Below are 25069 nucleotides of genomic sequence, written 5' to 3'. Positions count from 1 at the left end.
GTCATGTAAAGATGGCCGGGCCGTAAATCTTGGCAGCGAAAACCACAGGTGATTGCCGTGACCAAACCGACCAAGGGCACTGGAATTTCCCACGACGGCGGCCTCGGCCGCCGCGAGTTGGCGATGATGCCGGTCGTGCTGGGCGCCGTAGGGGCAGGCACGGCATCGGCACAGTCCGCGATCGCCGTGGACAATGCCTCGATGTCGGAGTTGCAGGAGGCACTGGCGCAGGGCCGCGTCACGGCGAGCGACCTGACCCGCGCCTATCTCGCCCGCATCGAGGCATATGACCGGAACGGGCCGGGCCTCAACTCCGTGCGGGTGACCAATCCCGACGTCCTGTCGATCGCGGCCGGCCTCGACGCCGTGAAGCCCTCGGCCAAACAGCCGCTTGCGGGCCTGCCGATCCTGGTCAAAGACAATATCGCCACCGGCGACAAGCAGCCGACGACCGCAGGCTCGCTGGCCCTCGACGGCGCCCATGCCAAAGCCGATGCGCCCGTGGTCAAGCGACTGCGCGAGGCCGGCGCGGTGCTGCTGGGCAAGGCGAACCTCACCGAGTTCGCGAACATCCTCGCGATCGGCATGCCGTCGGGTTACAGCTCGATCGCCGGCTATGTTCGCAACCCCTACTCGCCCCGGCTGATGATCGACGGAGCGCCGGTCGTCCTGCCGGGCGGCTCGAGCGCCGGTTCCGCCGTCGCCGTCGCGGCCGGTCTCTGCGCCGCCTCGATTGGCACCGAGACCTCGGGCTCGCTGCTCAGCCCCGCCACCCAGAACGGCCTCGTCACGGTGAAGCCGACCGTGGGCCTGATCAGCCGCAGCGGCATCATCCCGATCTCGCACAGCCAGGACACGGCCGGTCCCCTGACCCGCACCGTGCGCGACTCCGCGATCCTGCTGAACGTGCTGGCGGCGCGCGATCCGGACGATCCGGCGACCCACCTTCTGCAGCGGCCGGCGGACTACACCACGGACCTGGACAAGGATGGCCTGAAGGGTGCGCGCATCGGTGTGCCGAGCGATCCGGACGATCCGCTCAACGATCCCTTCTATGGCCCGCTCTCGTCGCGCGGAAAGGAGGTGATGGCGCAGGCGATCAAGGTGTTGGAGGACCTCGGCGCCACGGTCATCCGCGCGGCGATCCCGGCAATCGGCTGGATCGGCGGGCCGGGCACGACCATGGCGGTGCTCAATCGCAATCCGCTCGGAATAAACAAGGGCACGCCGGGCACCGCCTCCGTCGTCTTCCTCTACGAGCTGAAGCGCGACCTCAATCTCTACCTGCGTGACTGGGCGACCCGGACGCAGATCAAGACGATGGCCGACGTCATTGCCTTCAACGAGGCCAACGCCGACAAGGCGCTGCGCTATGGGCAGGACCTGTTCCTGGCGGCCCAGGCGACGCGCGGCGATCTCTCGGAGCTGGAATACAAATCCGCGCGCGCGATGGACCTGATGGCCGCCAAGGAGCGCGGCATGGACGCCTATATGAGCCAGCATCGGCTCGACGCCGTGGTGTTTCCCGGCGCCAGCGGATCAGGCATCGCGGCCAAGCCGGGCTATCCCAGTGTACAGGTGCCGGCCGGCTTCATCTCAGGCGTCGGCAAGACCGAGACGCCCGACTACCCGCTCGGCCTCACCTTCGCAGGACGCGCCTGGACCGAGGCCAAGCTGCTGCGCCTCGCCTATGCTTACGAACAGGCGACGCAGGTGCGCCGCCCGCCGCCGGACCTGCCGGCGCTGTAGCGGATGGTGGCGAGCGACGGCTTCGCGGAGTTCCTGCGCGAGCAACTGGCGCCGCTCGGCCGCATCACCACGCGGCGCATGTTCGGCAAGACCGGCGTGTTCTGTCGCGGGCTGATGCTGGGGATCGTCAGCGACGACACGCTCTATCTGCGGATCGACGACCAGAACCGCACCTTGTTCAAGGAAGCCGAGGCCGCGCCGCCACTCAGCTACGTGAAGAAGGGCGTCACCATCGATCTCTCCTACTGGCCCCTGCCCGACCGCCTGCTCGACGAGCCCGACGAGTTTTTGGCCTGGGCCCGTGCCGCGCTGGCGGCGGCACGACGGGTCGCCGTGAGGCGGGAGAAGTCCGGCAAAAAGTAACCTAGACCGCGATCACCACGCCGTCGTGACCGGGATCGGCGCCGCCGTCGAGGCCGTCCTCGTGGATGCGGATGCCGTGCACCGCGGCGAAGCCGAAGCCGTAGGGGCTGCGGACGACCGGATAGCCCTGCCCCTGCAACTCGCGTTCGACCCGGCCCTGGATACGGTTGGAGATGTCGATCGTGTCGGAGGTCGCGGAGAAGCGCGGCGCGCTGACCGCCTCGACCATCGTCATGTTGAAGTCGAGCGCGTTCAGGATGACATGCAGCACGCCCATGGCGATCTGCGTGGCGCCCGGCGCGCCGATGATCAGGTGCGGCTTGCCGTCCTTGAAGATGATCGAGGGCACGACCGAGCTGAAGCGGGCCTTGCCCGGCGCGATCGAGCCGGCACGACCCGGGCGTGGATCGAACACGCCCATGCAGCCGTTGTACATGAAGCCCAGGCCCGGCGTGATCACGCCCGAGGGCATGCCCAGCGAATGGGTCATGGTGAAACAGTTTCCGTCCTTGTCGAGGACGGAGATGTGCGTCGTGTCCTTCGAGACTGCGCCCGAATTGAAGCGCGTCACGCTCGCCTTCTCGCCGCGCGCAATCTCGCCCGCCATGGCCTTGGCGTAGGCCTTCGAGGTCAGCTCCTCGACCGGCACGGTGACGAACTTCGGATCGCCGACCTTGGCATCCTTGTCGATCGTCGCCCGCTTCATCGCTTCGGCCACGATGCGCAAGTGTTCGGTCGAGCCGTGTTCCAATGCACCGATGTCGAAGTTCTCGAGAATGTTCAGCATCTCGATCAGCATCACGCCGCCGCCCGGCGGCTGGTTGGTCGAGACCTTGTAGCCGCGATAGTCGCCCCACAGCGGCGCGTTGCGCACGGTCTTCCAGGCTTTCAGATCCTCGATCGACAGCAGCGCGTCGTTCTTCTTCATGTCCTCGGCGATCGCCTGCGCGATCTCGCCGGAATAGAAGACGTCGGCGCCGCCCTTGGCGATCGCGCGCAGGGTCTGGCCGTAGTCGCGATTGACGACCCGGTCGCCCACCCGCTTCGGCACGCCGTCAGGCCGGCAGTAGAGCGCGCGTGCCGCCGGCGTGAAGCCGGTGCGCTCGAAGTTCGGGGCGCGGCCGAAGGCGCCATCGTCGGCCCACCAGAAATGCACGTGCGGCCGCACGGTCCAACCGCTCTCGGCCCAGGCGATCGCCGGTTCGACGATGCGCGACCAGGGCAGGCTGCCGTGCTCCTTGTGCGCGTCGTAGTACATCTTGAGATTGGCCGGCGCGCAGATCGACTTGTAGCCGATGTCGTTCACTCGGCCTTTCAGGATGAAGCCGTAGCCGTCGCGCGCCTCGCTCTCGATCAGGTTGGCCCACATGTCGGGCCGCGCGGCGAGCGGCGCCGGCGCGTGGGCATCGATGTAGCCGTGGAAGTTCTTGCCCGGCATGTAGATGCCACAGGAACCGAAGCCCGCGATGCCGCACATCTGCGGATCGACCACGCCCTGCACCAGTGCGCAGGCAATGCCGGCATCGACGGCATTGCCGCCCTCGCGCAGCACGTCGGCCCCGGCCTCCGTCGGCTCGGGCTGCGGGGCCACGATCATCGCCTGCTTGTTGTACCGCACGTCGCTTCCTCCAACTCTTCGTTGGCGCGACTCAATCCCAACCGTTGCGCTTGCGCAATATCGCGGTCGAGGGCGCGAGTGCCAGGCCCTTGCCCTGCACCGTGGGCAGCCATTCGGCGAGCGCCTGGATCGTAGCGTCGTGCGGATGGCCGATGGCGACCACGAAGCCCTGGCGGCGGGCCACCGCCTCGGTCTCGGCGAGCTTGCGGCGGACCGCATCGACGCTCTCCTCGTCGTCGAGGAAGACGTGGCGCACGATCGAGGGCACGCCCATCTCCTGCGCCGTCTGGTCGCCGACCGACTGCGGGCTGGTGCGCGAATCGAGGAACATCAGGCCGCGCGGCTTGAGCTGACGCATCACCAGTTCCATGTCGGGCTTCACGGCGGTGAAGCGGCTGCCCATGTGATTATTGATGCCGACATACCCGCCGAAGCTCTCCAGCGCGATCAGCAGGCGCTGGCGCAATTCGGCATCGGACATCGACACCATCAGGGCGCCCGGGCCGGGATCATTGCGGCCGTTGGGCTCCATCGGCATGTGCAGCATCAACTCATGCCCGCGCGCCCGCGCCGCCCGGCTCTGCTCGGGCAAATCCTTCGCATAGGGAAGGAACGACATGGTCATCGGCCCCGGCAGTTCCCACGCGCGCTTCGAGCGCGCCCGGTCGAGGCCGACATCGTCGATCACGATCGCCACCAGCGGCTTGCTGTTGAGATCGCGGAACGGCACGGCATTGCGACGCCAGGTCTGCTCGGCCGACATCGCGGCGGCGACTTGTTTGACGCGCGGCTTCTCTTCGAGCGTCGGCGTCGGTTTGCCGGGTTCGGCTTCGGTGTATTTCGGAAAACCGGGCAGATCCTCAATGCGCGAGTATTTCGTTTCGGGCGGCGAAGGTAGCGACGGTGTCTGCGATTGCGACGAGGCGCTGCGCTTCATGTCCTCGATCGTGTCGCGTGCAACGCGATCGCTGCCGCGCAGATCGAGGCGCTCGGCGATCCAGTAACCACCGAACAGACTGCCGAAGAACAGTACGATCACGGCGACGGCGATCGAATGCCAACGATGCCTGGAGATCCAGGCAACGAGGGCGTCGTAACGGAACAGCAGACGATCAACGAAGCCGGGCCCTCGCCTCGGACTCCTTCTGTTCGTCTTCCCGCTTCTGTTCTTCCTCGACGCCATCTTAGCGTTATGCCCTAACCTATTGGCCTAGGCCACTATTCGCCTCAATTCCGGGCGGGCGCCTGCGAAAAAAAGCTACAGCCCCGCCAGCGACTTCAAAACCCGGATGTCCGGTTCGCCCGAACGGCCGCTTTCACGGCGAAAACCGAGGTTCTTGGCGAGGTCGAGCATCTTGCGATTCTCACGCAGCACATGGCCGACCACACGCTTCACGCCGCGCGCCTTGCCGTAGAGCAGCACGTGCCGCAGCAGAAGCTCACCGTAGCCGTGGCCCTGTCGGTCCGACGCGACTGTCAGTGCGAACTCGGCCTGCTGGAAATCCGGGTCGGCAACGAGACGGCCGACGCCGATCATCTCCTTGCCATCGAGCAGCACGAACGCCATCTCGCGGTCGTAGTCGATCTGCGTCAGGCGCGCGGCGAGCTCGTGGCTCATCTCGCGTATGGGCCCGAAGAAGCGCAGGCGCACGTCCTCGGGCGTCATGCGCCGCGTGAAGTCGAGCAGCATCGGCTCGTCGTCGGGCCGGATCGGTCGCAGGCGCAGCTTCTCGCCGCGATGCTCGATCTCGGTCTCGAGTTCGACCGGATAGGGGCGGATGGAGAAGCGCGCCGCCCGCTCCTGCCCTTTCTTCGGATGATGCACGACGATGCGGGCATCGAGCGCGATCACGCCGTCGGCGTCCGCCAGCAGCGGATTGATGTCGAGTTCGGCGATCTCGCCGACATCGGCGATGAGCTGCGACAGGCGCACCATCGCGTCGCCGACGGCTGCACGGTTCGCGGGTGCGCGGTCGCGATAGCCGCGCAGCAGCCGGTCCACACGGGTACGGCTCAGCGCATCCTCGGCCAGCACCGGATCGAGCGGCGGCAGCGCCAGCGCCTTGTCGTCGATCACCTCGGCCGCCACGCCACCGTGGCCGACCAGGATGATCGGCCCGAACACGGCATCCTCGGCCGCACCGAGGATCAGCTCGACGGCGTGAGGCCGGCGGATCATCGGCTGGACCACGAAGCCGTCGATCTTGGCCTTGTTGGCCATCACCAGCACCTTGCCGGTCATCTCGCGCACCGCGTCGAGCACGGCCTGCTCGGACATCAGGTCGAGCGCCACGCCACCTACATCGGTCTTGTGCGTGATGTTGCGTGACAGGACCTTTGCGGCGACCGGGAAGCCGATTCGCACGGCGGCGGCCGCAGCCTCCGCGGCATCGAGTACGACCTCGGTCGGCACGACGGGAATGCCGTAGGCCGCCAGCACGCGCTTGGCCTCGGGCTCGGTCAGGACCGTGCGCTTCTCGTTGAGGGCTCCCTGCACGATCGAGCGCACGAGGTTGGTGTCGGAGCGGGCTTCCGGCACCGACGGCGGCGTGCGCTGCAGCGCGCGCTGGCCGCGGCGGTACTCGACGATGTGCATGAAGCCGCGCACGGCGCGCAGCGGCGTGTCGTAGGCCGGGATGCCAGCCTCGTGCAGTACGTGGCGGCCGGCCTGTGCCTCCGGGCCGCCGATCCAGCAGCCGATCACCGGCACGACCTTGGCGCCGGCAGCGCCCGCGATGGCGCGCGCCGCTTCGACCGACGAGGTCAGTGCCGTCGGCACATTCATCGCCAACACCGCGCCGACACCGCGATCGTCGGCCAGCCCGTTCAGCGCGGCGGCATAACGGGCTCCGTCGGCATCGCCCACGATGTCCACGGGATTGGCGCGCGACCAGCCGCGCGACATCGCCTTGTCGAGCTGCGCGACGGTGCGGGCCAGCAGGGTCGCCAGCTCGCCGCCCTCGTCAATCAGCAGGTCGGTGGCCACGATGCCCGCGCCACCGCCGTTGGTCAGGATCGCCAGCCGCTCGTTGCGCGGCGCGATGCCGTGTCCCAGCGTCTCGGCCGCGTCGAACAACTCGCCCAGCCCGGTGACCCTCACGAGGCCCGCGCGCGCGAAAGCCGCGTCGTAGACCGCGGCCGAGCCCGCCATCGATCCGGTGTGAGACGCCGTCGCCTGGGCGGCGGCAGCATGACGGCCGCCTTTCAGGACGATGACAGGCTTGATGCGGGCCACGCCCCTCGCCGCCGACATGAACTTGCGCGCCTGGGTGATGCCCTCGACGTACATCAGCACGGCGCGGGTCTCGTAGTCGCGCGCCAGCACGTCGAGCACGTCGCCGAAATCGACATCGGCCATGTCGCCCATCGAGATCAGGTGCGAGAAGCCGATGCCCTGCGCCACGCCCCAGTCGGCGAGGCCCGCCAGCACCGCGCCCGACTGCGCCACCGCCGCGATGCGGCCGCCCTTGAGGCGCGTCGGCCCGAAGCTCGCGTTGAGACCGAGACGCGGGGCGGCGTAGCCGATGCAGTTGGGACCGATGATGCGCAGCAAATAAGGTTTCGCCGCCCGCAGGATCCGCTGCCGCCAGCGCGCATTGACCGAAGCCGCATCGGGCCCGTTGCCGGGGCCCGCGCTGATCACCACGGCCGCCGGCGTGCCCGCCTCGCCCAACGCCACGATCAGGCCGGGGATCGTCTCGGCCGGCGTCATGATCACGGCGAGATCGGCGGGCGCGGGTAGATCGGAAACCCGGCGGAACACCGTGCGGCCCGCGATCGTGCCGCCCTTCAGGTTCACGAAATGGATATCGCCCTGGAAACCGCCGGCCAGCAGATTGTGCGTGACCGCCGCGCCCACCGAGCCGGGGCGTTCGCTGGCGCCGATCGCCACGACCGAGCGCGGCGCCATCAGCCTATCGAGATTGCGGGTCGACATGGCGCTAGAAGAGCGCCGGACCGTTCATCAGCACAAGTCCGGAAACGATCACGAACGCCGCAGCCACACGACGGCCACCGAACGGCTCGCCCAGGATCAAGGTGCCGATCAGCGCACCGAACAGCACCGACGTCTCGCGCAAGGCGGCGATATGGGCCATCGGCCCCAGTGCCAGCGCGTAGATCGCGATACCGTAACCGGTATTGGCGATCAGGCCGCCGCCGACACCGCGATACCAGGTCTTCTTCATGTGGGTCCAGACGGTCGCCGGCCGCTTCCAGAAGGCCAGCACCAGCAGCCACGGCCCTTCGAGCACCGCCAGCCAGGCGATGTAGGAGATGCGATGCTGGATGGTCTCGCCGGCGGCGCGCACGCCCATACCGTCGGAGATGATGTAGCCCGCGATGGTGATGCCGGTCAGCACCGCGAACAAGGTTGCAAGTCCGTGCCGGCTGCCGGGGCGCGGCACGACATTCTTCAGCGGGATGGCCAGCGCCACGAGGCCGAAGCTCAGCAGGAACACGCCGATGATGTCCTGCGTCCGCAGGTGCTCGCCGATCACGCGGCCCGACACCAGGGCGACCAGCAGCGGGCCGAGGCCACGCGCGATCGGATAGGTGTGGCTGAGATCGCCGTAGGAATAGGCCTTCAGCAGGAAGAAATAATAGGCGACGTGGATCGCGACCGAGAGAAGCAGGTACTTCCATGCAGCGCCTTCGATCATCGGCACGAACGGCACGATGCAGAGGCCCATCACGGTGCCGGTCGTCATGATCAGGCCAAACGTCGCCAGCCTGTCCGACTGGTCGGACTTCAGGATGGCGTTCCAGGTGGCATGCATCAACGCCGCGGCCAGTAGCAACGCGACGATCAGGGGCTCGACGACCAAGGGGGCACTTTCTTCTTGTTGCCCTCACCTTACGCCCGTGCCCAAGATCGCAGAAGGGCGGAAACAAGATGCGAGGCATGCGATGACGGTTGAGGCGTACAAAGCGGCGCGTGAATTCCTGCTGGCCAGCCGCGGCGACTACGAGAAAGCCTATCGCGACTTCCGCTGGCCCGAGATGGATCGCTTCAACTGGGCGCTCGACTGGTTCGACGCCGAACTGGCGCGCGGGCCACTCGCCCACCAGCCCGCGCTGACGATCGTCGGCGATGGCGCCGCGAGCCTCACCTTCGCAGAGCTGTCGGAACGCTCCAACCGTGTCGCCAACGGACTGCGGGCACTGGGTGTCAAGCGTGGCGACCGCATGCTGCTGATGCTGGGCAACGTGGCGCCGCTCTGGGAAGTGATGCTGGCCGCCATGAAGCTGGGCGCCGTCGTCATTCCCGCCACGACCCTCCTGACGCCGGTCGATCTCGCCGACCGTTTCGAGCGTGGCCGCGCGCGTCATGTCGTGGCCGCCGCTGGCGAGGCCGCCAAGTTCGAGGGCTTCGACAAGAACCTGACGCGAATCGTCGTGGGCGATGCGCCGGCCGGCTGGCATGCTTACGCGAAGCTGCTCGATCATCCGGCTGAGTTCACGCCGGACGGCCCCACGCAGGCCGACGATCCGATGCTGCTCTATTTCACGTCGGGCACCACGGCGAAGCCCAAGCTCGTGCTGCATTCCCATCGCAGCTATCCGGTGGGCCATCTCAGCTCGATCTTCGTGCTGGGCCTCAAGCCCGGCGACGTGCATCTCAACATCTCCTCGCCGGGCTGGGCCAAGCATGCGTGGAGCTGCTTCTTCGCGCCGTGGATCGCGGGCGCCACGATCTTCATCGCCAACCAGCCGCGCTTCAATGCGCGCTATCTGCTGGACGCAGTCGTCGCCAACAACGTGACGACGCTCTGCGCCCCGCCGACCGTGTGGCGCATGCTGATCCAGGAAGACCTGAAGTCGTGCAAGACCTCGCTGCGCGAGGTGCTGGCCGCCGGCGAGCCGCTGAACCCGGAGGTAATCGAGCAGGTCGAGAAGGCCTGGGGCCTCACGATCCGTGACTTCTACGGCCAGACCGAGACCACGACGCAGGTCGGCAATCCGCCCGGCCAGCCGATCAAGCCCGGCTCGATGGGGCGTCCCCTGCCCGGCTACAAAATCCGCCTGCTCGATGCCGACGACAAGGACGCCGAGGAAGGCGAGATCTGCATCGATCTCGCGCACCGTCCCGCCGCCCTGATGCAGGGCTACCAACAGGATGACGGCTCGATCACGCCGCTGACCGGCGCGGTCTATCGCACTGGCGACGTCGCCTCGCGTGATGCCGACGGCTACCTGACCTACGTCGGCCGTGCCGATGATGTGTTCAAAGCGTCGGACTACCGGATCAGCCCGTTCGAGCTGGAAAGCGTACTGATCGAGCATCCCGCGGTCGCTGAAGCCGCCGTCGTGCCGGCGCCCGACGCGATGCGTCTGGCCGTGCCGAAGGCCTACATAACACTGACCGCCAGCGGCAAACCGGATCGCGCCACGGCGCTGTCGATCTTCCAGCTTCTGCGTGGCCGGCTGGCCCCCTTCAAGCGCGTCCGCCGACTGGAGTTCGCCGAGCTGCCGAAAACCATTTCCGGCAAGATCCGTCGGGTCGAACTGCGCCGTGACGAGGAAAAGCGCGCCGCCGAAAACCAGCGCGGCGCCGGCGAATTCCGTGAAGAGGATTTCCCGGAGTTGGCGAAGTAGGATCGGGTGTGGAGGCTACTGCGAGAGGGGCCAGGATGTTTGGACGGATCGGGCTGAGTGCCGCTGTGCTGGCGCTGATCGGATGGGCCGCGAACGCCGCGCCCATTCCCGGATCCGTTCAGATATTGGGGAGCTGGATCGTACAGGCGGACAACGACGCCAGCGGCAAGTTCGCCTATTGCGACGCGACCCGCGACGGCGGCGGCGCCCTGGTGCATATCGGCCAGGCCGCATCGGGCAACTGGCAGATCGGCTTTACCAATACCAGCTGGCAGTTCGCCGTGGGGCAGGACGTCACCGTGACGCTGTTCATCGATCGCGTGCCCTATCCGCTCGTGCTTCGTACATCGAGTCCCACGACGTTCTCGACGCCGCTGCCGGACACCAGCTTGGTCGACGCCTTGCGCCAGGGAAACATGCTCACCCTTCAGCTCGGCGCCGTCTATACGACCTTTTCTCTCGACGGCAGTGCGGCTGCGATCAATGCGACCGCCTTGTGCCAGCAGGGTTACGCCGCGAGCGCTGCGCCGCCGCCTGCAGCGTCACCCGTATCGCCGCCCCCGTCGCCACAAGCCGCGGCGCAGCCGCCGGCGGTGCCTGCTGCTCCCGCAGCACCTCCCGCACCGGGCGGGATGCCGCCCGAGGTCGCGCAGGAGATTTCCAACCTGCAGAGCAATTGCCAGGTGATGAACAAGACGCCGCCACCAGTGGGTGACTACGTCACCCGTATCGGGCTAACGGGCAGCGGCATCGACGACTGGCTGATCAATACCGGCGGTATTGCTTGTGCCGGAATGACCGGTGGCGGTGGTGGCGGCGCCATGGTCGAGATTTTCATCGGGCTGCCGAACGGCCACGCCCGCAAGGTCTTTGCGCGTTACGCCCTCGGGGCGGAAATCCGCGGCAGCACGGTCTGGCTGGGAAGCAGCGGCGACCAATGCCGCGGCTCCGCCGCCGTTGCCCCCGCGCCAACGAAGACGTGTCAGGTTCCGCTGATCTGGAACAAGGACACCCAGAGCTTCGACCAGGGACCGCCGACCACCACACAGTGAACGACCGTCGGCTGACGGCGCTGCCCGCGGCCTGCAGGAAGCTCCAGGGGCCTATGAGAACGCACGCCGGACCGCTATTATCCGGCTATGCTTCTCCTGATCGATAACTACGATAGCTTCACCTACAACCTCGTCCACTTCCTGGGCGACCTCGGCGCGCGCTGCGTCGTGCATCGCAACGACCAGATCACGGTCGACGAGGCGCTGGCGCTGAAGCCAGCCGGCATCGTGCTTTCGCCCGGCCCCTGCACGCCCAACGAAGCCGGTATCTGCATGGACTTGATCCGCGCGGCGGCGAAGGAACAGGTGCCGCTGTTCGGCGTCTGCCTCGGCCACCAGGCGATCGGCCAGGTGTTCGGCGGGCATGTCGTCCGCGCCCCGGAGCCGATGCACGGCAAGCTGTCGGGCGTCGCCCACAAGAACCAGAGCGTCTTCGAGGACGTGCCCTCGCCCTTCCAGGCGACGCGCTACCATTCGCTGATCGTCGACCGGAAGGACTTCCCCAAGGATCTGGAAGTCACCGCCGAGACCGGTGAGATCATCATGGGCCTGCGCCACAAGACACTGCCGATCCACGGCGTGCAGTTCCACCCCGAGAGCATCGCCTCGGAGCACGGCCACAAGATCCTCGAGAATTTCCTGAAGATCGCCGGGGATCACCCCAGCCAGCAGAACAAGAAAAAGGCGGCCTGATCCGCCGAAAGGAAACGCCATGATCGATCGCCGCACGCTTGTCCTCTCGCTTGCGGCGACCGCCGCGTCGCCGCTCGCAACGTCGACGGCCTTCGCGCAGGCATGGCCGGCCAAGCCGATCCGCATCATCGTGCCGTTTCCGGCCGGCCAGGCGACCGACATCCTGGCGCGCATGATGGCCGACCAGCTCACCAAGGCTCTGGGCCAGCAGGTCATCGCCGAGAATCGCCCCGGCGCGGGCGGACAGATCGGGGCCGACGTCGCGGCCAAGGCACCGCCCGACGGTTACACCTTGTTGATGGTGACGATCTCGACGCACGGGATCAGCCCGGCGCTCTATCCGAAGCTGCCCTACGACCCGCAGAAAGATTTCGCGCCGATCGCCAATATCGGGCTGACGCCGCAGGTGCTGATGACCAGCCTGAAGAGCGGTATCAACTCGGTCCCCGATCTCGTCACCAAGGCGAAGGCCGGCGCTGATCTCAACTACGGCTCCTCCGGCAACGGCTCGGCCAGCCATCTCGCGGTCGAGATGCTGAAAAGCGCGGCTGGCATCAAGCTCACGCACGTGCCGTTCAAGGGCAATGCCGAGGCGCAGCTCGCGCTGCAGAGTGGCGACATCCAGCTCCTGTCCGACGCCGTGCCTGGTGCGGTCGGCCCAGTGAAGTCTGGCAAGGTGAAGGCCATCGGCATTGCCGATGAGCGCCGCTCGCCCTTCCTGCCCGATCTGCCGACGGTCGCGGAACAAGGCATTTACGGCGTCGTCGCCGTCGGCTGGATTGGCTTGTCGGCGCCCGCCAAGACGCCCGAGCCGATCCTCGACAAGATCAGCGCCGAGGTCATGCGCATCCTCAAGGATCCCGAGGTGCTGGAGAAGATGAAAGGCCTGTCCTTCGTGCCGGCCAAGGAATCGCGCCAGGAATTCGAGGCCTATATCGCCATCGAGAACACCAAGTGGCGCAAGATCATCAACGATGCCGGCGTGAAGATCGAATAGCGCCTATTCCAGCACGGCGTGCGCGGCACCACCCTGCGCCTTGGCCTTGCGCAGCAGCAGGATCAGCGGCAGGGCCAGCAGCGCCACCAGCATCATCAGCTTGAAGTCGTTGGCGTAGGCAATGACGGCGGCCTGCTTGGTCACCTCGGCGTTGAGCGCCGCGCGGCCGACGGTCGTGGCCATGTTCCAGAACTGCGCGGCCCCCGCCTGCCCCAGCGCATCGTTGAACGGCGTCACGTGGCCGGCCAGTTCAGCGTGCACGAGTTGGGTGTTGCGCGTCAGCAGGAAGATCACCATCGAGATGCCGATGCTCGAGCCGATGTTGCGCATCAGGCTGTAGAGCGCGGTGCCCTGGGTGCGCAGGCGGCCCGGCAGAGTTGCGAAGGTGATGGTCGAGAGCGGCACGAACATGAAGCCGAGGCCCATACCCTGCATCACGCCGGTGCGGATCAAGGTCCATTCCGAGACGTTGGGCGTGAAGCCCGTCATCTCCCACAGCACCTCGGCGGTGATCAGCAGGCCGGCGGCCAGCAGGATGCGCGGATCGACGCGGTTGATGATGCGGCCGACGACCATCATGGCCACCATCGTGCCCATGCCGCGCGGCGCCAGGATGAGGCCGGCGGTCACCACCGGATAGCCCATCAGGTTCTGCAGGTAGGGCGTGATCAGCGCCAGCGAGGCCAGCAGGATGATGCCGACCACGAAGATGAAGCAGAGGCCGACCGAGAAATTGCGGTCCTTGAAGATGCTGGGATCGATGAAGGGCTGCTTCACGGTGAAGGTCTGGACGAGGAACAGGTAGAAGGCGAGCGCGGCCAGCACGGTCTCGATCACGATCTCGGTCGAGGAGAACCAGTCGATCTGCTCGCCGCGGTCGAGCATCATCTGGAACGAGCCGATGGCGATGCTGAGCATCGCGAAGCCGAACCAGTCGAACGAATCGCGGCGGGTCTTCGTCTCCTCCAGATAGGCGGAGAGGCCGAGGAAGGTGATCACGCCGATCGGCACATTGATGTAGAAGACCCAGCGCCAGTTGTAGACGTCGGTCAGCCAGCCGCCGAGCGTCGGACCCAGGATCGGGCCCACCATGACGCCCATGCCCCACAGTGCCATCGCCGAGCCGTGCCTCTCCTTCGGATAGGAATCGAGCAGCACCGCCTGCGACAGCGGCACCAATGAAGCGCCGAACAGGCCCTGCATCAGGCGGAACAACACCATCTCCGGCAACGACACCGCGAGGCCGCACAGAACCGAGGCGCCCGTGAAGCCCGCGACGGCAATCTGGAACAGCCTCTTGCGACCCAGGCGCGCCTCGAGGAAGCCGGTGACCGGCGTCGCGATGGCGGCGGCCACGATGTACGAGGTCAGCACCCAGTTGATCTGGTCGGTCGTCGCCGATAGCGAGCCCTGCATGTAGGGCAGCGCCACGTTGGCGATGGTCGTGTCCAGCGCCTGCATGATCGTCGCGAGCATGACGCAGAGCGTCAGCGGGACGATGTGCTGCGGGAGAGGTTTGGAGGTGGCGTTACTCATGGCTGGAGGCCCAGCGGATCAGAGTCCGCTGAACAGGTCGGCAAGCTGGCGTTGATGGCCGGTGTCGATCTCGACGTAGGCGCTCATGCCGGTGCGCAGCGGCGGCGCGCCTTCGGGCATCTCGACCTTGAGGCGGATCGGCACCCTCTGCACGACCTTCACCCAGTTGCCAGTGGCGTTTTGCGCCGGCAGCACCGAGAACTCCGCACCCGTCGCCGGGGCGAGACTGGTCACCGTCGCCTTCCATTCGCGGCCGGGATAGGCGTCGATCGACACCGTCGCCTTGTCGCCGGGGTGGAGGTTGGTGAGATCGGACTCCTTGGGGTTCGCCTCGACCCATACGTCGGCCGTCGAGACGAGGCTGAACGCCGCCTGCGCCGCCGGCAGATATTCGCCGACTTGCAGCGCATCGACGTTGGTCACGATGCCGGGGATTGGCGCCAGCACGGTCGTGCGTGTGAGATCGCGGCGCGCCTTGTCGACCTGCGCCTGCGCGGCGAGATAGTTCGCGTTCTGCTCGATCGGCGCATCGGCCTTGCCGCCGAGCTGCGCCAACGCCGCTTCGGCATCGTGCTGCGCCACGAGCAGCCGCTCGCGCGCCGTGTCGAGGTCGCGCTTGGCCTGGTCGAAAGTCGCCTGGGCCGCGACGCCGCGCTTCAGCAGGTCCTGCTGGCGCTGCGCTGTCGTCTCGTAGAAGCCGATATCGGTCTTGGCCTGCTCGATCTGCGCGAGCTTCTGGCGATAGGTCGCCTGCTGCGTCACGATCTGGTTGCGGACCGCGCCGAGATTGGCCTCGGCGCCTGCGAGCGCGATCTTGAACGGCTCCTGATCGAGGGTGAACAGGACCTGCCCCTTCTCGACCACCTGGCTCTCGCGCACCGCGACATTGGCCACGATGCCCGACACGTCGGTTGCCACGGTCAGCTTACCGGCATGGACATAGGCATTGTCGGTCGAGACGTATCGGCCGCCCGTCATGTAGGCGAACAGGCTGCCGGCCAGGACGACGGCGGGTCCGAGAATGAGCAGGATGCGGCGCAGGTTGCCGGGCTTGCGTCGCGGCTTCAGCTTCGCCTTGGGCGGCGCGGAGACCTCGAAGCGCTGCAGCAGCTTTTCGGCCGCGGCCTGATCGGCGTCGGCGGGAACGAGCTGTGGGCCCACTTGAGGAGTCGCGGGCGCTTCGACTTCGTCGGCCAATTCACTGCGACGGAAAATACTCCGGTTAGCCATTACTCACACTCCTCTCGCTGGCCGGCACGGTCGCCTTGGCCAGCAAATTCGCCTTCATGCTGCTCAGCACGCCGAACAGCCGGTCGCGGTCTTCCTCGGCCACGCCCTCCAACGCCTCGCCCCGGGTCGCGGCTCCGATCGTGAAAATGTCGGCGATCAACGGATGCGCCTTGGCGGTCAGGTGAAGCTGGCGGATGCGCCGGTCGGTCGGATGGGCACGGCGCTCGACGAGGCCCGCCTCCTCCAGCCGGTCGAGCAGCCGCGTCAGCGTGATCGGCTCGACTTCGAGGATGTCGGCCAGGCCGCTCTGCTGGATGCCTTCGTTGCGCGCGAGATGCGCGAGCACCTGACACTGGGAGCGCGTCAGGCCGAGGCCCCGCGCATTCTGTTCGAAGCGCTTGCGCATCAGCCGGGCCACGTCGTGCAACAGGAAGCCGAGATTTCGTTCGGGAAGTTCCATGGGCTCTTTCCTAGGTTAGCTTAAGATAAGCTAGCTTATTAATTTGACAAGAGATGCCATGGGGTTTGATCCGGATTTTGAAGAAAGCGTGTTCAATCAACCTATTACGGCCGATTCCTCATGCGAAATCGGCCGCAGGTGGCGGTTGAATAGCCTGTTTCCGGTCGCTCAGGGCGCGACGCCGAAGCCCGCGCGCTGGATCGCCTTGGTGATCGCCGGGACGTCGGCCTCGGCCGGGAGACGCATCTCCCCGCTCTTGAGATCGACGGAGAGAGGCGCGGTGCCCGCGCCGGTGGCGGCACGGGTGACGGCCTTTACGCAGCCGTCGCAATCCATGCCGGTGACCTTGAGGATGAGTTCTTGAGCCATGTGATATAGCTTCGCGCCCGCCGGCCGAACCGGCAAGAGGCAAAAAGTACGGGGTTCTGGTGAGCGGCGACATCGACGATTTTCGTGGCCTTCTGGCCAAGGTGGGCAACGGCGAGACCCTCGGGATCGACGAGGCCGAGCGGGCCTTCGGGATCATGACCTCGGGCGACGCCACTCCGGCCCAGATGGGCGCGTTCCTGATGGGCCTGAAGGTCCGCGGCGAGACGGCCGAGGAACTGGCCGGCGGATCTCGCGCGCTGCGAGCCAAAGTCCTGCGCGTGAAAGCGCCCGAGGGCACGATCGACATCGTGGGCACCGGCGGCGACCATCACGGCACCTACAACGTCTCCTCCTGCTCGGCCTTCGTCGTGGCAGGTGCCGGCGTCCCGGTGGCCAAGCACGGCAACCGCGCCTTCACCTCCAAATCCGGCGCGGCCGACGTGCTGTCCGCCTTGGGAATCGGCATGGAAGTGCCGATCGAGGCGTTGGAGCAGGCGCTGGTCGAGGCCAAGGTCTGCTTCCTGATGGCGCCGCGCCATCACAGCGCCATGCGCAACGTGGCCGGTCCTCGTGTGGAGCTCGCGCCCTCGCGCACCATCTTCAACTTGCTCGGCCCCATGTCGAACCCTGCACTGGTGAAGCGTCAGCTGGTGGGTGTGTTCGACCGCCGCTGGCTGCGGCCGGTCGCCGAGGCGCTGGGCCAGCTCGGTCTCGAGCGCGCCCTGGTCGTGAACGGCCAGGACGGCATGGACGAGCTCACCACGACGACCGCGAGCTGGGCCGCCTCGCTCGAGAACGGCAAGGTGACCGAGATCGAGATCGCGCCCGAGGAGATTGGCGTGAAGCGCGCCACGCTCGACCAGCTGAAGGGCGGCGACGCGGCGCACAATGCCGAGGCGATCCACGCGCTGCTGGGCGGCGAGAAGAACGCCTTCCGCGATATCGTGCTGCTGAACAGTGCCGCCGCGCTCATGGTCGCGGGCAAGGCAAAGGATTTGAAGGAAGGCGCCGCCATGGCCGCCCAGTCGATCGACAGCGGCAAGGCAAAGGAAGCGCTGGCGACGTTGAAGAGGATTTGCGCATGAGCGACACGCTCGACAAGATCGTCGCGGACAAGAAGGTCCATGTGGCCGCGTGCAAGGCGCGCCGCTCGCTGGCGGACGTAGAAGCCCTCGCCCGCTCGGCCGACAAGCCGCGCGGTTTCGCGAAGGCGCTGAAGGCCACTATCGCCGACGGCCGATACGGGCTGATCGCGGAGATCAAGAAGGCGTCGCCCAGCAAGGGCCTGATCCGTCCCGACTTCGACCCGCCCTCCCTCGCCCGCGCCTATGAGCGCGGTGGCGCGACCTGTCTCTCGATCCTGACCGACGAGCCCTACTTCGAGGGCAAGGACGAGTTCCTGGTGCAGGCCCGTTCGGCGGTGAAGCTGCCGGCGCTGCGCAAGGATTTCATGATCGATCCCTACCAGGTGCCGGAAGCGCGCGCGCTGGGCGCCGACTGCATCCTGCTGATCATGGCCTGTCTCGACGATGCGCTGGCCGCCGAACTGGCGAAGCTGGCGCACGACTGGGGCATGGACGTGCTGGTCGAGGTGCACGACGCCGAGGAGTTGCAGCGCGCCCTGAAGATCGATGCCGACCTGTTCGGTGTGAACAATCGCAACCTCAAGACGCTGGCTGTCGATCTCGCCACGACCGAGAAGCTGGCGCCGATGGTGCCGAAGGACCGCGTGCTGGTGGCCGAGAGCGGCCTCGGCTCCCCGGCCGATCTAGCGCGCATGGCCAAGGTCGGCGCCTCGGCGTTCCTGATCGGCGAGAGTTTCATGCGCAAGCCCGACGTCGAAGCGGCGGTGCGCGAGATCCTGGTGCGCGAGGCGGCATGAAGCGAGCCGGCAAGAAGCAAGCGGCCGCGCTCACTCATTTCGACGAGGGCGGCAATGCCCGCATGGTCGATGTCGGCGGCAAGGAGATTACCGAACGTGTCGCCGTCGCCCGCGCGAGCGTCACCATGCAGGCCGCGACGCTAAAACTGATCCGCGACAAGAAGGCCAAGAAGGGCGACGTGCTCGCGGTGGCGCAGCTCGCCGGCATCATGGCGGCGAAGAAGACGCCCGACCTGATCCCGCTCTGCCATCCGCTGTCGCTGTCCTCGGTCGACGTGAAGCTGTCGCTGGATCCTAAGCGCAAGGCGGTCGACATCGAGGCGACCTGCAAGCTGAAGGGCAAGACCGGCGTCGAGATGGAAGCGTTGACCGCCGCCTCCGTCGCCGCCCTCACCGTCTACGACATGTGCAAGGCGGTCGATCGCGGCATGGTGATCTCCGAGGTGAAGCTCCTCCACAAGTCCGGCGGCAAGTCGGGGACATGGGAAGCACGATGAAGCCAGGAATGCTTTCGGTTCGTGATGCCCACGCCCGCGTGATCGCGGCGTTCGAGCCGCTTCCCTCTGAGACCGTCTCCGTCGCGGAGGCGGCTGGTCGCGTGCTCGCCGTCTCGCCCAAGGCGCGACTGACGCAACCGCCGTCGGATCTCTCGGCGATGGACGGCTATGCCGTGCGCGCGGAGGATGTGCCCGCCGCGCCGACGACCCTGACACTCGTGGGCCAGGCGCCGGCCGGCGGCTCCTACGATCACGCGCTGAAGCCCGGTGAGGCCGTGCGCATCTTCACCGGCGGCCCGTTGCCGATGGGCGCCGATTCGATCGTGATCCAGGAAGACACCAAGGCCGATGGCGCGAAGATCACGATCCTCGAAGCGCCGCGGCTCGGTCGGCACGTCCGCAAGGCTGGCCTCGACTTTTCCGTGGGCGACATGCCGCTCGAGGTGGGCCGCACGCTCACCACCCGCGACGTCGCCCTGGCCGCCGCGATGAACCATCCGTGGCTTTCGGTCTATCGCAAGCCGCGGGTTGCCATCCTCTCGACCGGCGACGAACTCGTCATGCCAGGCGAACCGGTCGGGCGGAACCAGATCGTCTCCTCATCGGGCATTGCGGTCGCGGCGCTCATTCGCGGCTGGGGTGGCGAGCCCACCCTGTTCGACATCGCGCGCGACGATGCGAAGCTGATCGAGAGCTGCATCGCCGCCGGCGCACAGCACGACCTGCTCATCACCCTGGGTGGCGCCTCCGTGGGCGACCACGATCTCGTGCAGGGTGCACTGAAGGCCCAGGGCTTCGACATGGATTTCTGGAAGATCGCCATGCGCCCCGGCAAGCCGCTGATGTTCGCGGCCAGGGATCGCGCGCGCGTGCTCGGCCTGCCGGGCAATCCCGTCTCGACAATGGTCTGCTCGCTCCTCTTCATGAAGCCCGCGCTGGAGCGGATGCTGGGTCAGTCGGGTGCTCTCGTGCGGACCGTGCCGGCCCGCCTCGCCGTCGACGTGAAGGCGAACGACCAGCGCGAGGACTATGTCCGCTCGCGTCTCGCCCGTGCCGCCGACGGGTCACTCACGGTCGATCCGCATCCGGTGCAGGACAGTTCGATGCTGTCGGTGCTGGCGGCCTGCAACGGGCTGATGATCCGCCCCGCCCACGATCCCGCGCGCAAGGCGGGAGACACCGTGCAGGTCGTCGATCTGCAGGGCTTGCCCGGCGGCTACTGACGCCGGCGGCTCGGAGGGGCGAATACGCTGATGCCGCCCATCGAACTCGTCCTCAAGAGCGGAACGGCGGCGATCCTGCTGCTGACGGGCCTTTTGCTGTTACGCGATCGCCGGCACATGACGACGGGGCCACTGGGCAGCCTCCTGGCGCTCAGCGTGGCCGCCGCCGCTGTCGTGTCGGTTGCCGGTGCCCGTTCTCCCTGGCTCTGGCCGATCATGCTGATGGCGATGGGTACGCCCGCGCTGCTGTGGATCTGGGCGGGCGCTCAATTCGTCGACGATTTTCGACTGTCGTGGCGCGACGCGGTCGCATGGGCGCTTCTGCCGGTCGTTGGAGCTCTGGGCATCTACCAATGGCGGCCGTGGATGGGCACGGCGGAAGATGTGATTGGCCTGTCGTTCGTCTTCCTGACGGCCTGGCGCGTGCTGGCGGGCCTGCGCGACGACCTGGTGGAGAGGCGTCGCCGTCTGCGTCCGGTGCTGGTGATCCTGGCGGTGCTCTACGCAGGCGGCGTGCTGCTGATGAACATGCTGGGCAGAGGTCAGCCCCTCGATCCGACCAGCCGTATCGTCGAGGCGTCGGTGCTGGCGGCACTCGCCGTCGCCTTTGCTCTGGTCGGGCTGCGGGCGAGCCGTTCCCTGCTCGAGGCCGCGCCTGTTCCAGCTGAACTTTCGCCCCGCGAAGATGCCGCTATCCCCGCAGGCGCCGTCGATGACCAGGAAGAGGCCCTGATGGCCGGGTTGCGCCATCTCATGGAAAAGGAGAAGGCCTATCGTCAGGAAGGGTTCGGCATGGACATGCTGGTCTCTCTCCTGGGGGCGCCGGAATACCGGCTGCGTCGGCTGATCAACCAGCGACTCGGTCATCGCAACTTCAGCAGCTTCGTGAACGGCTACAGACTGGCTGAAGCGATGACTGCGCTGGCCGATCCCGCGCAGGCCGAGGTGCCCATCCTGACCATTGCCCTCGATTCGGGCTTTCAGTCGATCGGACCGTTCAACCGGGCCTTCAAGGCGCATACCGGCATGACGCCGACGGCCTTCCGCAAGCAGGCCGAATCCCGAACGGACAGGCCAATTTAAGGAATCGGCCAGCGCATCACCGAAATCGGCGAGACCCGAGAGAGAGCGCGACGCAATTTGAGCAGGCATTTCCCTCCAGGAAGGATCACCTGTGAACCTGTCCACCGTTCTCACCTGGTCGTTGCCCGTGGTGATTGCCCTGGCGACCCTCGAAGGCCTTGTTCTGACCTTCGTCGCCCGACGCCCCTATGACTGGCGATCCTTTGCGGCGTCGCTCACCGATGTGCTCGTGCGGGAGTATGTCGTCTATGCATTCGTGGGCATCAGCATCGTCGGCCCTCTGATCGGATTCGCCTGGAAGAATCGGCTGGCGACAGTCGAACTGAACGGCTTCGCCAGCTTCGCCCTGCTCTTTCTCGGGCAGGAGTTCGCCTACTACTGGTTCCATCGCGCGGCGCATCGGGTGCGCTGGTTCTGGGCGACGCACGCGGTGCATCACTCGCCCAGCGAGTTCAACCTGGGTATCGCCTATCGCTTCGGCTGGACCGGCAGGCTTGCCGGCAATGCCATCTTCTTCGTGCCGATGATCTGGCTGGGCTTCGCCCCGCCGGCGGTGTTCGCGGCGCTGGCGCTCAATCTCCTCTACCAGTTCTGGCTGCACACCGAATGGGTGCCGAAGCTCGGGTGGCTGGAATACGTGCTCAACACGCCCTCCCACCACCGCGTCCACCACGCCTCGAACAGCGAATACATCGACGCCAATTATGGCGGCGTGCTGATCATCTTCGACCGGCTCTTCGGCACCTTCGTCATCGAGCGGGCCGATCTGCCCTGCCGCTATGGGCTGGTGAAGCCCCTGATTTCTCATAACCCGATACGGATTGCCTTCCACGAGTGGTTCAACCTGCTCGACGACCTGCGTGGCGCCCGTTCCTGGCGTGATGCTCTTGGTTACCTGTTTGGACCTCCCGACTGGCGGCCTGCTGCATGCAAATTGGCGGCGGGACGAGCCTCTCAGACGGGCACTGATCCCCGTTCGCCTCGGGATAAGTTGACCTTTTGGCGGAACTAAACTAGAACATGTGTCGGGTTTCAGGATTTGTTCCTAAATCCGGTAGGCGTTCTGGGGAGAAGACGGTGCTAACCCGCAAGCAAAACGAACTGCTCCTGTTCATCAACAAGCGGCTGAACGACGACGGCGTGTCGCCCTCCTTCGACGAGATGAAGGAAGCGCTGCGGCTGAAGTCCAAGTCAGGCATTCATCGCCTGATCACCGGCCTCGAAGAGCGTGGTTTCCTGCGCCGCCTGCCCCATCGCGCACGCGCGCTGCAGGTCGTGAAGCTGCCCGACAGCGCCGCCCTGCCGGCGCCGAACGTGACCCCTCTTCTCGCCGACGCCCGCCGCGCCGGTTTCTCCGAAGGCCGCGAAGGCTTCGTGCCGCAGATCGTACGCGCCGACCGCGTGCCGCTGGCCGGCGCCATCCAGGCCGCCAACGAAGCGCAGGCGCTCAGCCTTCCCCTCTATGGCCGGATCGCCGCCGGTACGCCGATCGAGGCGCTGCGCGACAATTCGACGACCGTCGACGTCCCCGTCTCCCTGCTGGGGTCGGGCGCGCACTACTGCCTCGAGGTCCAGGGCGATTCGATGATCGAGGCCGGTATCCAGAACGGCGATATCGCGATCATCAAGAGCTCCGACACCGCCGAGACTGGCGAGATCGTCGTGGCCCTGATCGACGACACCGAAGCCACGCTGAAGCGGCTGCGCAAGAAGGGCGCGTCGATCGCCCTCGAGCCCGCCAATGCCGCCTACGAGACACGGATCTTCGGACCGGATCGCGTGAAGATCCAGGGCCGCCTCGCCGGCCTCTATCGCCGCTATCACTGAGACCGATCAGGCCCTGGCCTGATCGAACACGCGGAACCAGTTCTCGCCGGTGATCTTCGCGACGTTTGCCGGCGTGGTGATGCGATTGAGTGCGGCCACGATGTCGGGATAGCCGCTGGCATCCTTCGGCACACCGCTACGGCCGCCAGCCATGTCGAGGCCGATGGCGATGTGGTCCGCTCCCACCAGCTTGATCGCATAGTCGATCTGCTCGGCCCATTCGTCGGCCGTCGGGATCAGCGGCTCCAGCTCGGGCAATTCCTTCCAGCCGCCACGGGCTCGCCAGATCTCGCCGAACTCGCGGTCGAAGCGCTGGATATATTCGCCATGATCGCCCGGCGGCCGCGGGAAGTCCGGCTTGTAGCCCAGCATGTTGGGCAGCGCCTTGGCCGCCGCCGCGGCTTTTTCGGGATTGTCCGCCAGCCATTTGCGGTAACGCTTGCCGACCACGGCCGCGCCGCCATGGATACCGACCAAACCGCCCTTGGTCGCGATCGCCTTCAGCATCTCATCGGACATGCCGGTACCGGACACCGACTTCAGCGTCTCGTGACTGGCGACGACGGCCACGCGGCTCGCGGCGACAATCTGTTTCTGGGTCTCCTCGGTGCCGTGCGTGACGTCTATCAGGATGCCGAGCCGGTTCATCTCCGCGACCAGCGCGCGGCCGCGATCGTTCAGCCCGTGGAAATGATCGGGCGGCTGGCCGCCCTGCGATTGCGCCAGCGCGCTGTCGGCGAAGGCGTTGTAGCCGCTCTGGCTCGCGAACTGGATGGTGCGCAGCCCCAGCCGATAGAGCGCGCGCAGCACGTCGAGATCGCCCTCGTGATCCCAGCCCGATTCGCTGCCGAGGAACACGGCCATGCGACCGCTGGCGATGATGCGCCGCGCGTCGGCGGTGCTGAGCGCAATGGCCATTTTGTCGGAGTGCTGTTCGGCAAAGCGGTGTGCCGTCTCGATCAGGCGCATCGCCTGCTTGGGCGTGTAGTTGTAGTTCCAGTAACCGTAGGTGCCGAGGTTATCGATGATGCAGTTTACGCCCGCAGCACGCGCGCGCATGTAATCCCAGCCGGCCTCGTAGGTCTGCGGCTGCCACGGATCGATCAGCTCCCAATAGACGCGATTGGTGACGTGGACGTGCCCATCCATCAGCAGCTTTGGCGCCAGCGCAGGTGCCGGCGTCTGCGCCCAGCTCTTCGTCGAAGCGAGGAGCGCGCCCGCGCCCAGCAGCTTCAGCGCGTGGCGGCGGGACGGGTTGATGCTCTTGTCGGCCATGGCGCGATCCTCCGGGGATCCACTTTTCAGGAAAGTGAATCCTAGGGTCGGTGCGCCACGGCTTCTATCCCCCGATCGGTGCGAGGCACCGCAGGGCGAAGCCTAGAGTGTTACGGCTTCTTGGCGGCGAACGCCCGGCGATTTGCCTCCTCCATCAACACAGTGATCGACTGGGCATTGGCGGGGTGCTCATCGGCCGATTTGTATCCGCGCACGATGTAGACGAAACCGGGAAAGCGGGCATCGACCGAGCTGTATCCGCCACTCGTTCGGGTGATCGTGAGCATCGCCGTTGAGGGGCCGCTGTAGGTGGCCAATTCATAGCCGGCATTCTGGGCGCTCTGCAGCCCGTTCCAGAGCGTCCGCCATTTCACTTCGTCGGCGCTGGCCTTCGGGTCCTTCGGATCGTAAACGCCTTGGGCGCGGAAGGCGCCGGGAACCTTGTCTTCCTTGATCGTGTCGTAGCCCGTCCCGACACCCTTGACCTGATAACTCATCCGCTCTGCCGAATTGCACGCCGCGAGCAGCAGGACCAACGCCAACACAAACCACTTCATTCGTCTCGCCTCCCTCATTGCCGATACAACTAGCATTGAGCAGATGCGTTTCAAAATGCCC

The 25069-nt window shown here is 66.5% G+C and carries 23 protein-coding genes; 13 read left to right on the top strand and 10 right to left on the bottom strand.

The genetic code is table 11. The features are described 5' to 3' along the window. Positions 1-57 precede the first annotated feature (57 nt). Both AC1RP5_RS10980 and AC1RP5_RS10975 read left to right on the top strand, forming a co-directional pair. Positions 58-1749: an amidase family protein gene (locus AC1RP5_RS10980; RefSeq protein WP_493110675.1), complete on the top strand. Its 1692-nt coding sequence runs from the start codon at positions 58-60 to the stop codon at positions 1747-1749. A gap of 3 nt (positions 1750-1752) precedes the next feature. After that, a complete protein-coding gene (locus AC1RP5_RS10975) occupies positions 1753-2112 on the top strand; it encodes a TfoX/Sxy family protein (protein ID WP_493110674.1) in 360 nt (119 codons plus the stop codon). A 1-nt stretch (position 2113) separates the two neighbouring features. On the opposite strand, the gene ggt is transcribed toward AC1RP5_RS10975, so the two are convergent. The 4 genes from ggt to AC1RP5_RS10955 all read right to left on the bottom strand — a co-directional run bounded on the left by ggt (position 2114) and on the right by AC1RP5_RS10955 (position 8556). Further along, positions 2114-3709 carry a gamma-glutamyltransferase gene (gene ggt, locus AC1RP5_RS10970; protein WP_493113344.1) on the bottom strand — a complete coding sequence of 532 codons (1596 nt, stop codon included), beginning with the start codon at positions 3707-3709 and terminating at the stop codon, positions 2114-2116. Positions 3710-3761: 52 nt separating this feature from the next. Continuing rightward, on the bottom strand, positions 3762-4769 hold the full coding sequence (locus tag AC1RP5_RS10965) for a divergent polysaccharide deacetylase family protein (RefSeq protein ID WP_493110673.1): 1008 nt from the start codon (positions 4767-4769) through the stop codon (positions 3762-3764). Between the two features lie 219 nt (positions 4770-4988). Further along, on the bottom strand, positions 4989-7667 hold the full coding sequence (locus tag AC1RP5_RS10960) for a bifunctional acetate--CoA ligase family protein/GNAT family N-acetyltransferase (protein ID WP_493110672.1): 2679 nt from the start codon (positions 7665-7667) through the stop codon (positions 4989-4991). A gap of 4 nt (positions 7668-7671) precedes the next feature. Next, positions 7672-8556, bottom strand: a complete 885-nt coding sequence (locus AC1RP5_RS10955; protein WP_493110671.1) for an EamA family transporter — start codon at positions 8554-8556, stop codon at positions 7672-7674. An 82-nt stretch (positions 8557-8638) separates the two neighbouring features. Here AC1RP5_RS10955 and AC1RP5_RS10950 point away from each other — a divergent pair, with 82 nt between their 5' ends. The 4 genes from AC1RP5_RS10950 (at position 8639) to AC1RP5_RS10935 (ending at position 13069) form a co-directional block, all read left to right on the top strand. Continuing rightward, positions 8639-10327: an AMP-binding protein gene (locus AC1RP5_RS10950; RefSeq protein ID WP_493110670.1), complete on the top strand. Its 1689-nt coding sequence runs from the start codon at positions 8639-8641 to the stop codon at positions 10325-10327. Between the two features lie 65 nt (positions 10328-10392). After that, positions 10393-11379, top strand: coding sequence for a hypothetical protein (locus AC1RP5_RS10945; protein ID WP_493110669.1), 987 nt, complete (start codon positions 10393-10395; stop codon positions 11377-11379). 87 nt (positions 11380-11466) lie between these two features. Then, positions 11467-12072: an anthranilate synthase component II gene (locus AC1RP5_RS10940; protein WP_493110668.1), complete on the top strand. Its 606-nt coding sequence runs from the start codon at positions 11467-11469 to the stop codon at positions 12070-12072. Between the two features lie 19 nt (positions 12073-12091). Then, positions 12092-13069, top strand: a complete 978-nt coding sequence (locus tag AC1RP5_RS10935; RefSeq protein ID WP_493110667.1) for a Bug family tripartite tricarboxylate transporter substrate binding protein — start codon at positions 12092-12094, stop codon at positions 13067-13069. Positions 13070-13072: 3 nt separating this feature from the next. On the opposite strand, the gene AC1RP5_RS10930 is transcribed toward AC1RP5_RS10935, so the two are convergent. The 4 genes from AC1RP5_RS10930 to AC1RP5_RS10915 all read right to left on the bottom strand — a co-directional run bounded on the left by AC1RP5_RS10930 (position 13073) and on the right by AC1RP5_RS10915 (position 16664). Next, complete coding sequence (locus AC1RP5_RS10930) at positions 13073-14605, bottom strand: DHA2 family efflux MFS transporter permease subunit (RefSeq protein WP_493110666.1); 1533 nt, start codon at positions 14603-14605, stop codon at positions 13073-13075. An 18-nt stretch (positions 14606-14623) separates the two neighbouring features. Further along, positions 14624-15835 carry an HlyD family secretion protein gene (locus AC1RP5_RS10925; protein WP_493110665.1) on the bottom strand — a complete coding sequence of 404 codons (1212 nt, stop codon included), beginning with the start codon at positions 15833-15835 and terminating at the stop codon, positions 14624-14626. After that, positions 15828-16295, bottom strand: a complete 468-nt coding sequence (locus AC1RP5_RS10920) for a MarR family winged helix-turn-helix transcriptional regulator (RefSeq protein WP_493110664.1) — start codon at positions 16293-16295, stop codon at positions 15828-15830. The genes AC1RP5_RS10925 and AC1RP5_RS10920 overlap by 8 nt, the downstream gene beginning before the upstream one ends. A gap of 168 nt (positions 16296-16463) precedes the next feature. After that, positions 16464-16664, bottom strand: a complete 201-nt coding sequence (locus AC1RP5_RS10915; RefSeq protein ID WP_493110663.1) for a heavy-metal-associated domain-containing protein — start codon at positions 16662-16664, stop codon at positions 16464-16466. Between the two features lie 71 nt (positions 16665-16735). Between AC1RP5_RS10915 and trpD the strand changes: the two genes are divergently transcribed. From trpD to AC1RP5_RS10880, 7 genes are all read left to right on the top strand, one after another. Next, positions 16736-17749: an anthranilate phosphoribosyltransferase gene (gene trpD, locus AC1RP5_RS10910; RefSeq protein WP_493113343.1), complete on the top strand. Its 1014-nt coding sequence runs from the start codon at positions 16736-16738 to the stop codon at positions 17747-17749. Continuing rightward, on the top strand, positions 17746-18546 hold the full coding sequence (trpC, locus tag AC1RP5_RS10905) for an indole-3-glycerol phosphate synthase TrpC (protein WP_493110662.1): 801 nt from the start codon (positions 17746-17748) through the stop codon (positions 18544-18546). Before trpD ends, trpC begins: the two co-directional genes overlap by 4 nt. Then, positions 18543-19043 carry a cyclic pyranopterin monophosphate synthase MoaC gene (moaC, locus tag AC1RP5_RS10900; RefSeq protein WP_493110661.1) on the top strand — a complete coding sequence of 167 codons (501 nt, stop codon included), beginning with the start codon at positions 18543-18545 and terminating at the stop codon, positions 19041-19043. The genes trpC and moaC overlap by 4 nt, the downstream gene beginning before the upstream one ends. 8 nt (positions 19044-19051) lie before the next feature. After that, complete coding sequence (locus AC1RP5_RS10895) at positions 19052-20266, top strand: molybdopterin molybdotransferase MoeA (RefSeq protein ID WP_493110660.1); 1215 nt, start codon at positions 19052-19054, stop codon at positions 20264-20266. Between the two features lie 30 nt (positions 20267-20296). Continuing rightward, positions 20297-21349: an AraC family transcriptional regulator gene (locus AC1RP5_RS10890; RefSeq protein WP_493110659.1), complete on the top strand. Its 1053-nt coding sequence runs from the start codon at positions 20297-20299 to the stop codon at positions 21347-21349. A gap of 91 nt (positions 21350-21440) precedes the next feature. Continuing rightward, complete coding sequence (locus AC1RP5_RS10885; RefSeq protein WP_493110658.1) at positions 21441-22361, top strand: sterol desaturase family protein; 921 nt, start codon at positions 21441-21443, stop codon at positions 22359-22361. Between the two features lie 65 nt (positions 22362-22426). Beyond that, positions 22427-23176, top strand: coding sequence for a LexA family protein (locus AC1RP5_RS10880; RefSeq protein WP_493110657.1), 750 nt, complete (start codon positions 22427-22429; stop codon positions 23174-23176). A gap of 6 nt (positions 23177-23182) precedes the next feature. Here AC1RP5_RS10880 and AC1RP5_RS10875 read toward each other — a convergent pair whose 3' ends face one another. After that, a complete protein-coding gene (locus tag AC1RP5_RS10875; RefSeq protein ID WP_493110656.1) occupies positions 23183-24451 on the bottom strand; it encodes a dipeptidase in 1269 nt (422 codons plus the stop codon). A gap of 110 nt (positions 24452-24561) precedes the next feature. Continuing rightward, positions 24562-25008: a hypothetical protein gene (locus AC1RP5_RS10870; RefSeq protein WP_493110655.1), complete on the bottom strand. Its 447-nt coding sequence runs from the start codon at positions 25006-25008 to the stop codon at positions 24562-24564. Positions 25009-25069 lie beyond the last annotated feature (61 nt).

The sequence above is a fragment of the Reyranella sp. GW821-FHT12G01 genome, from assembly GCF_058806575.1.
This window is presented reverse-complemented; position numbering and strand designations above follow the sequence as displayed.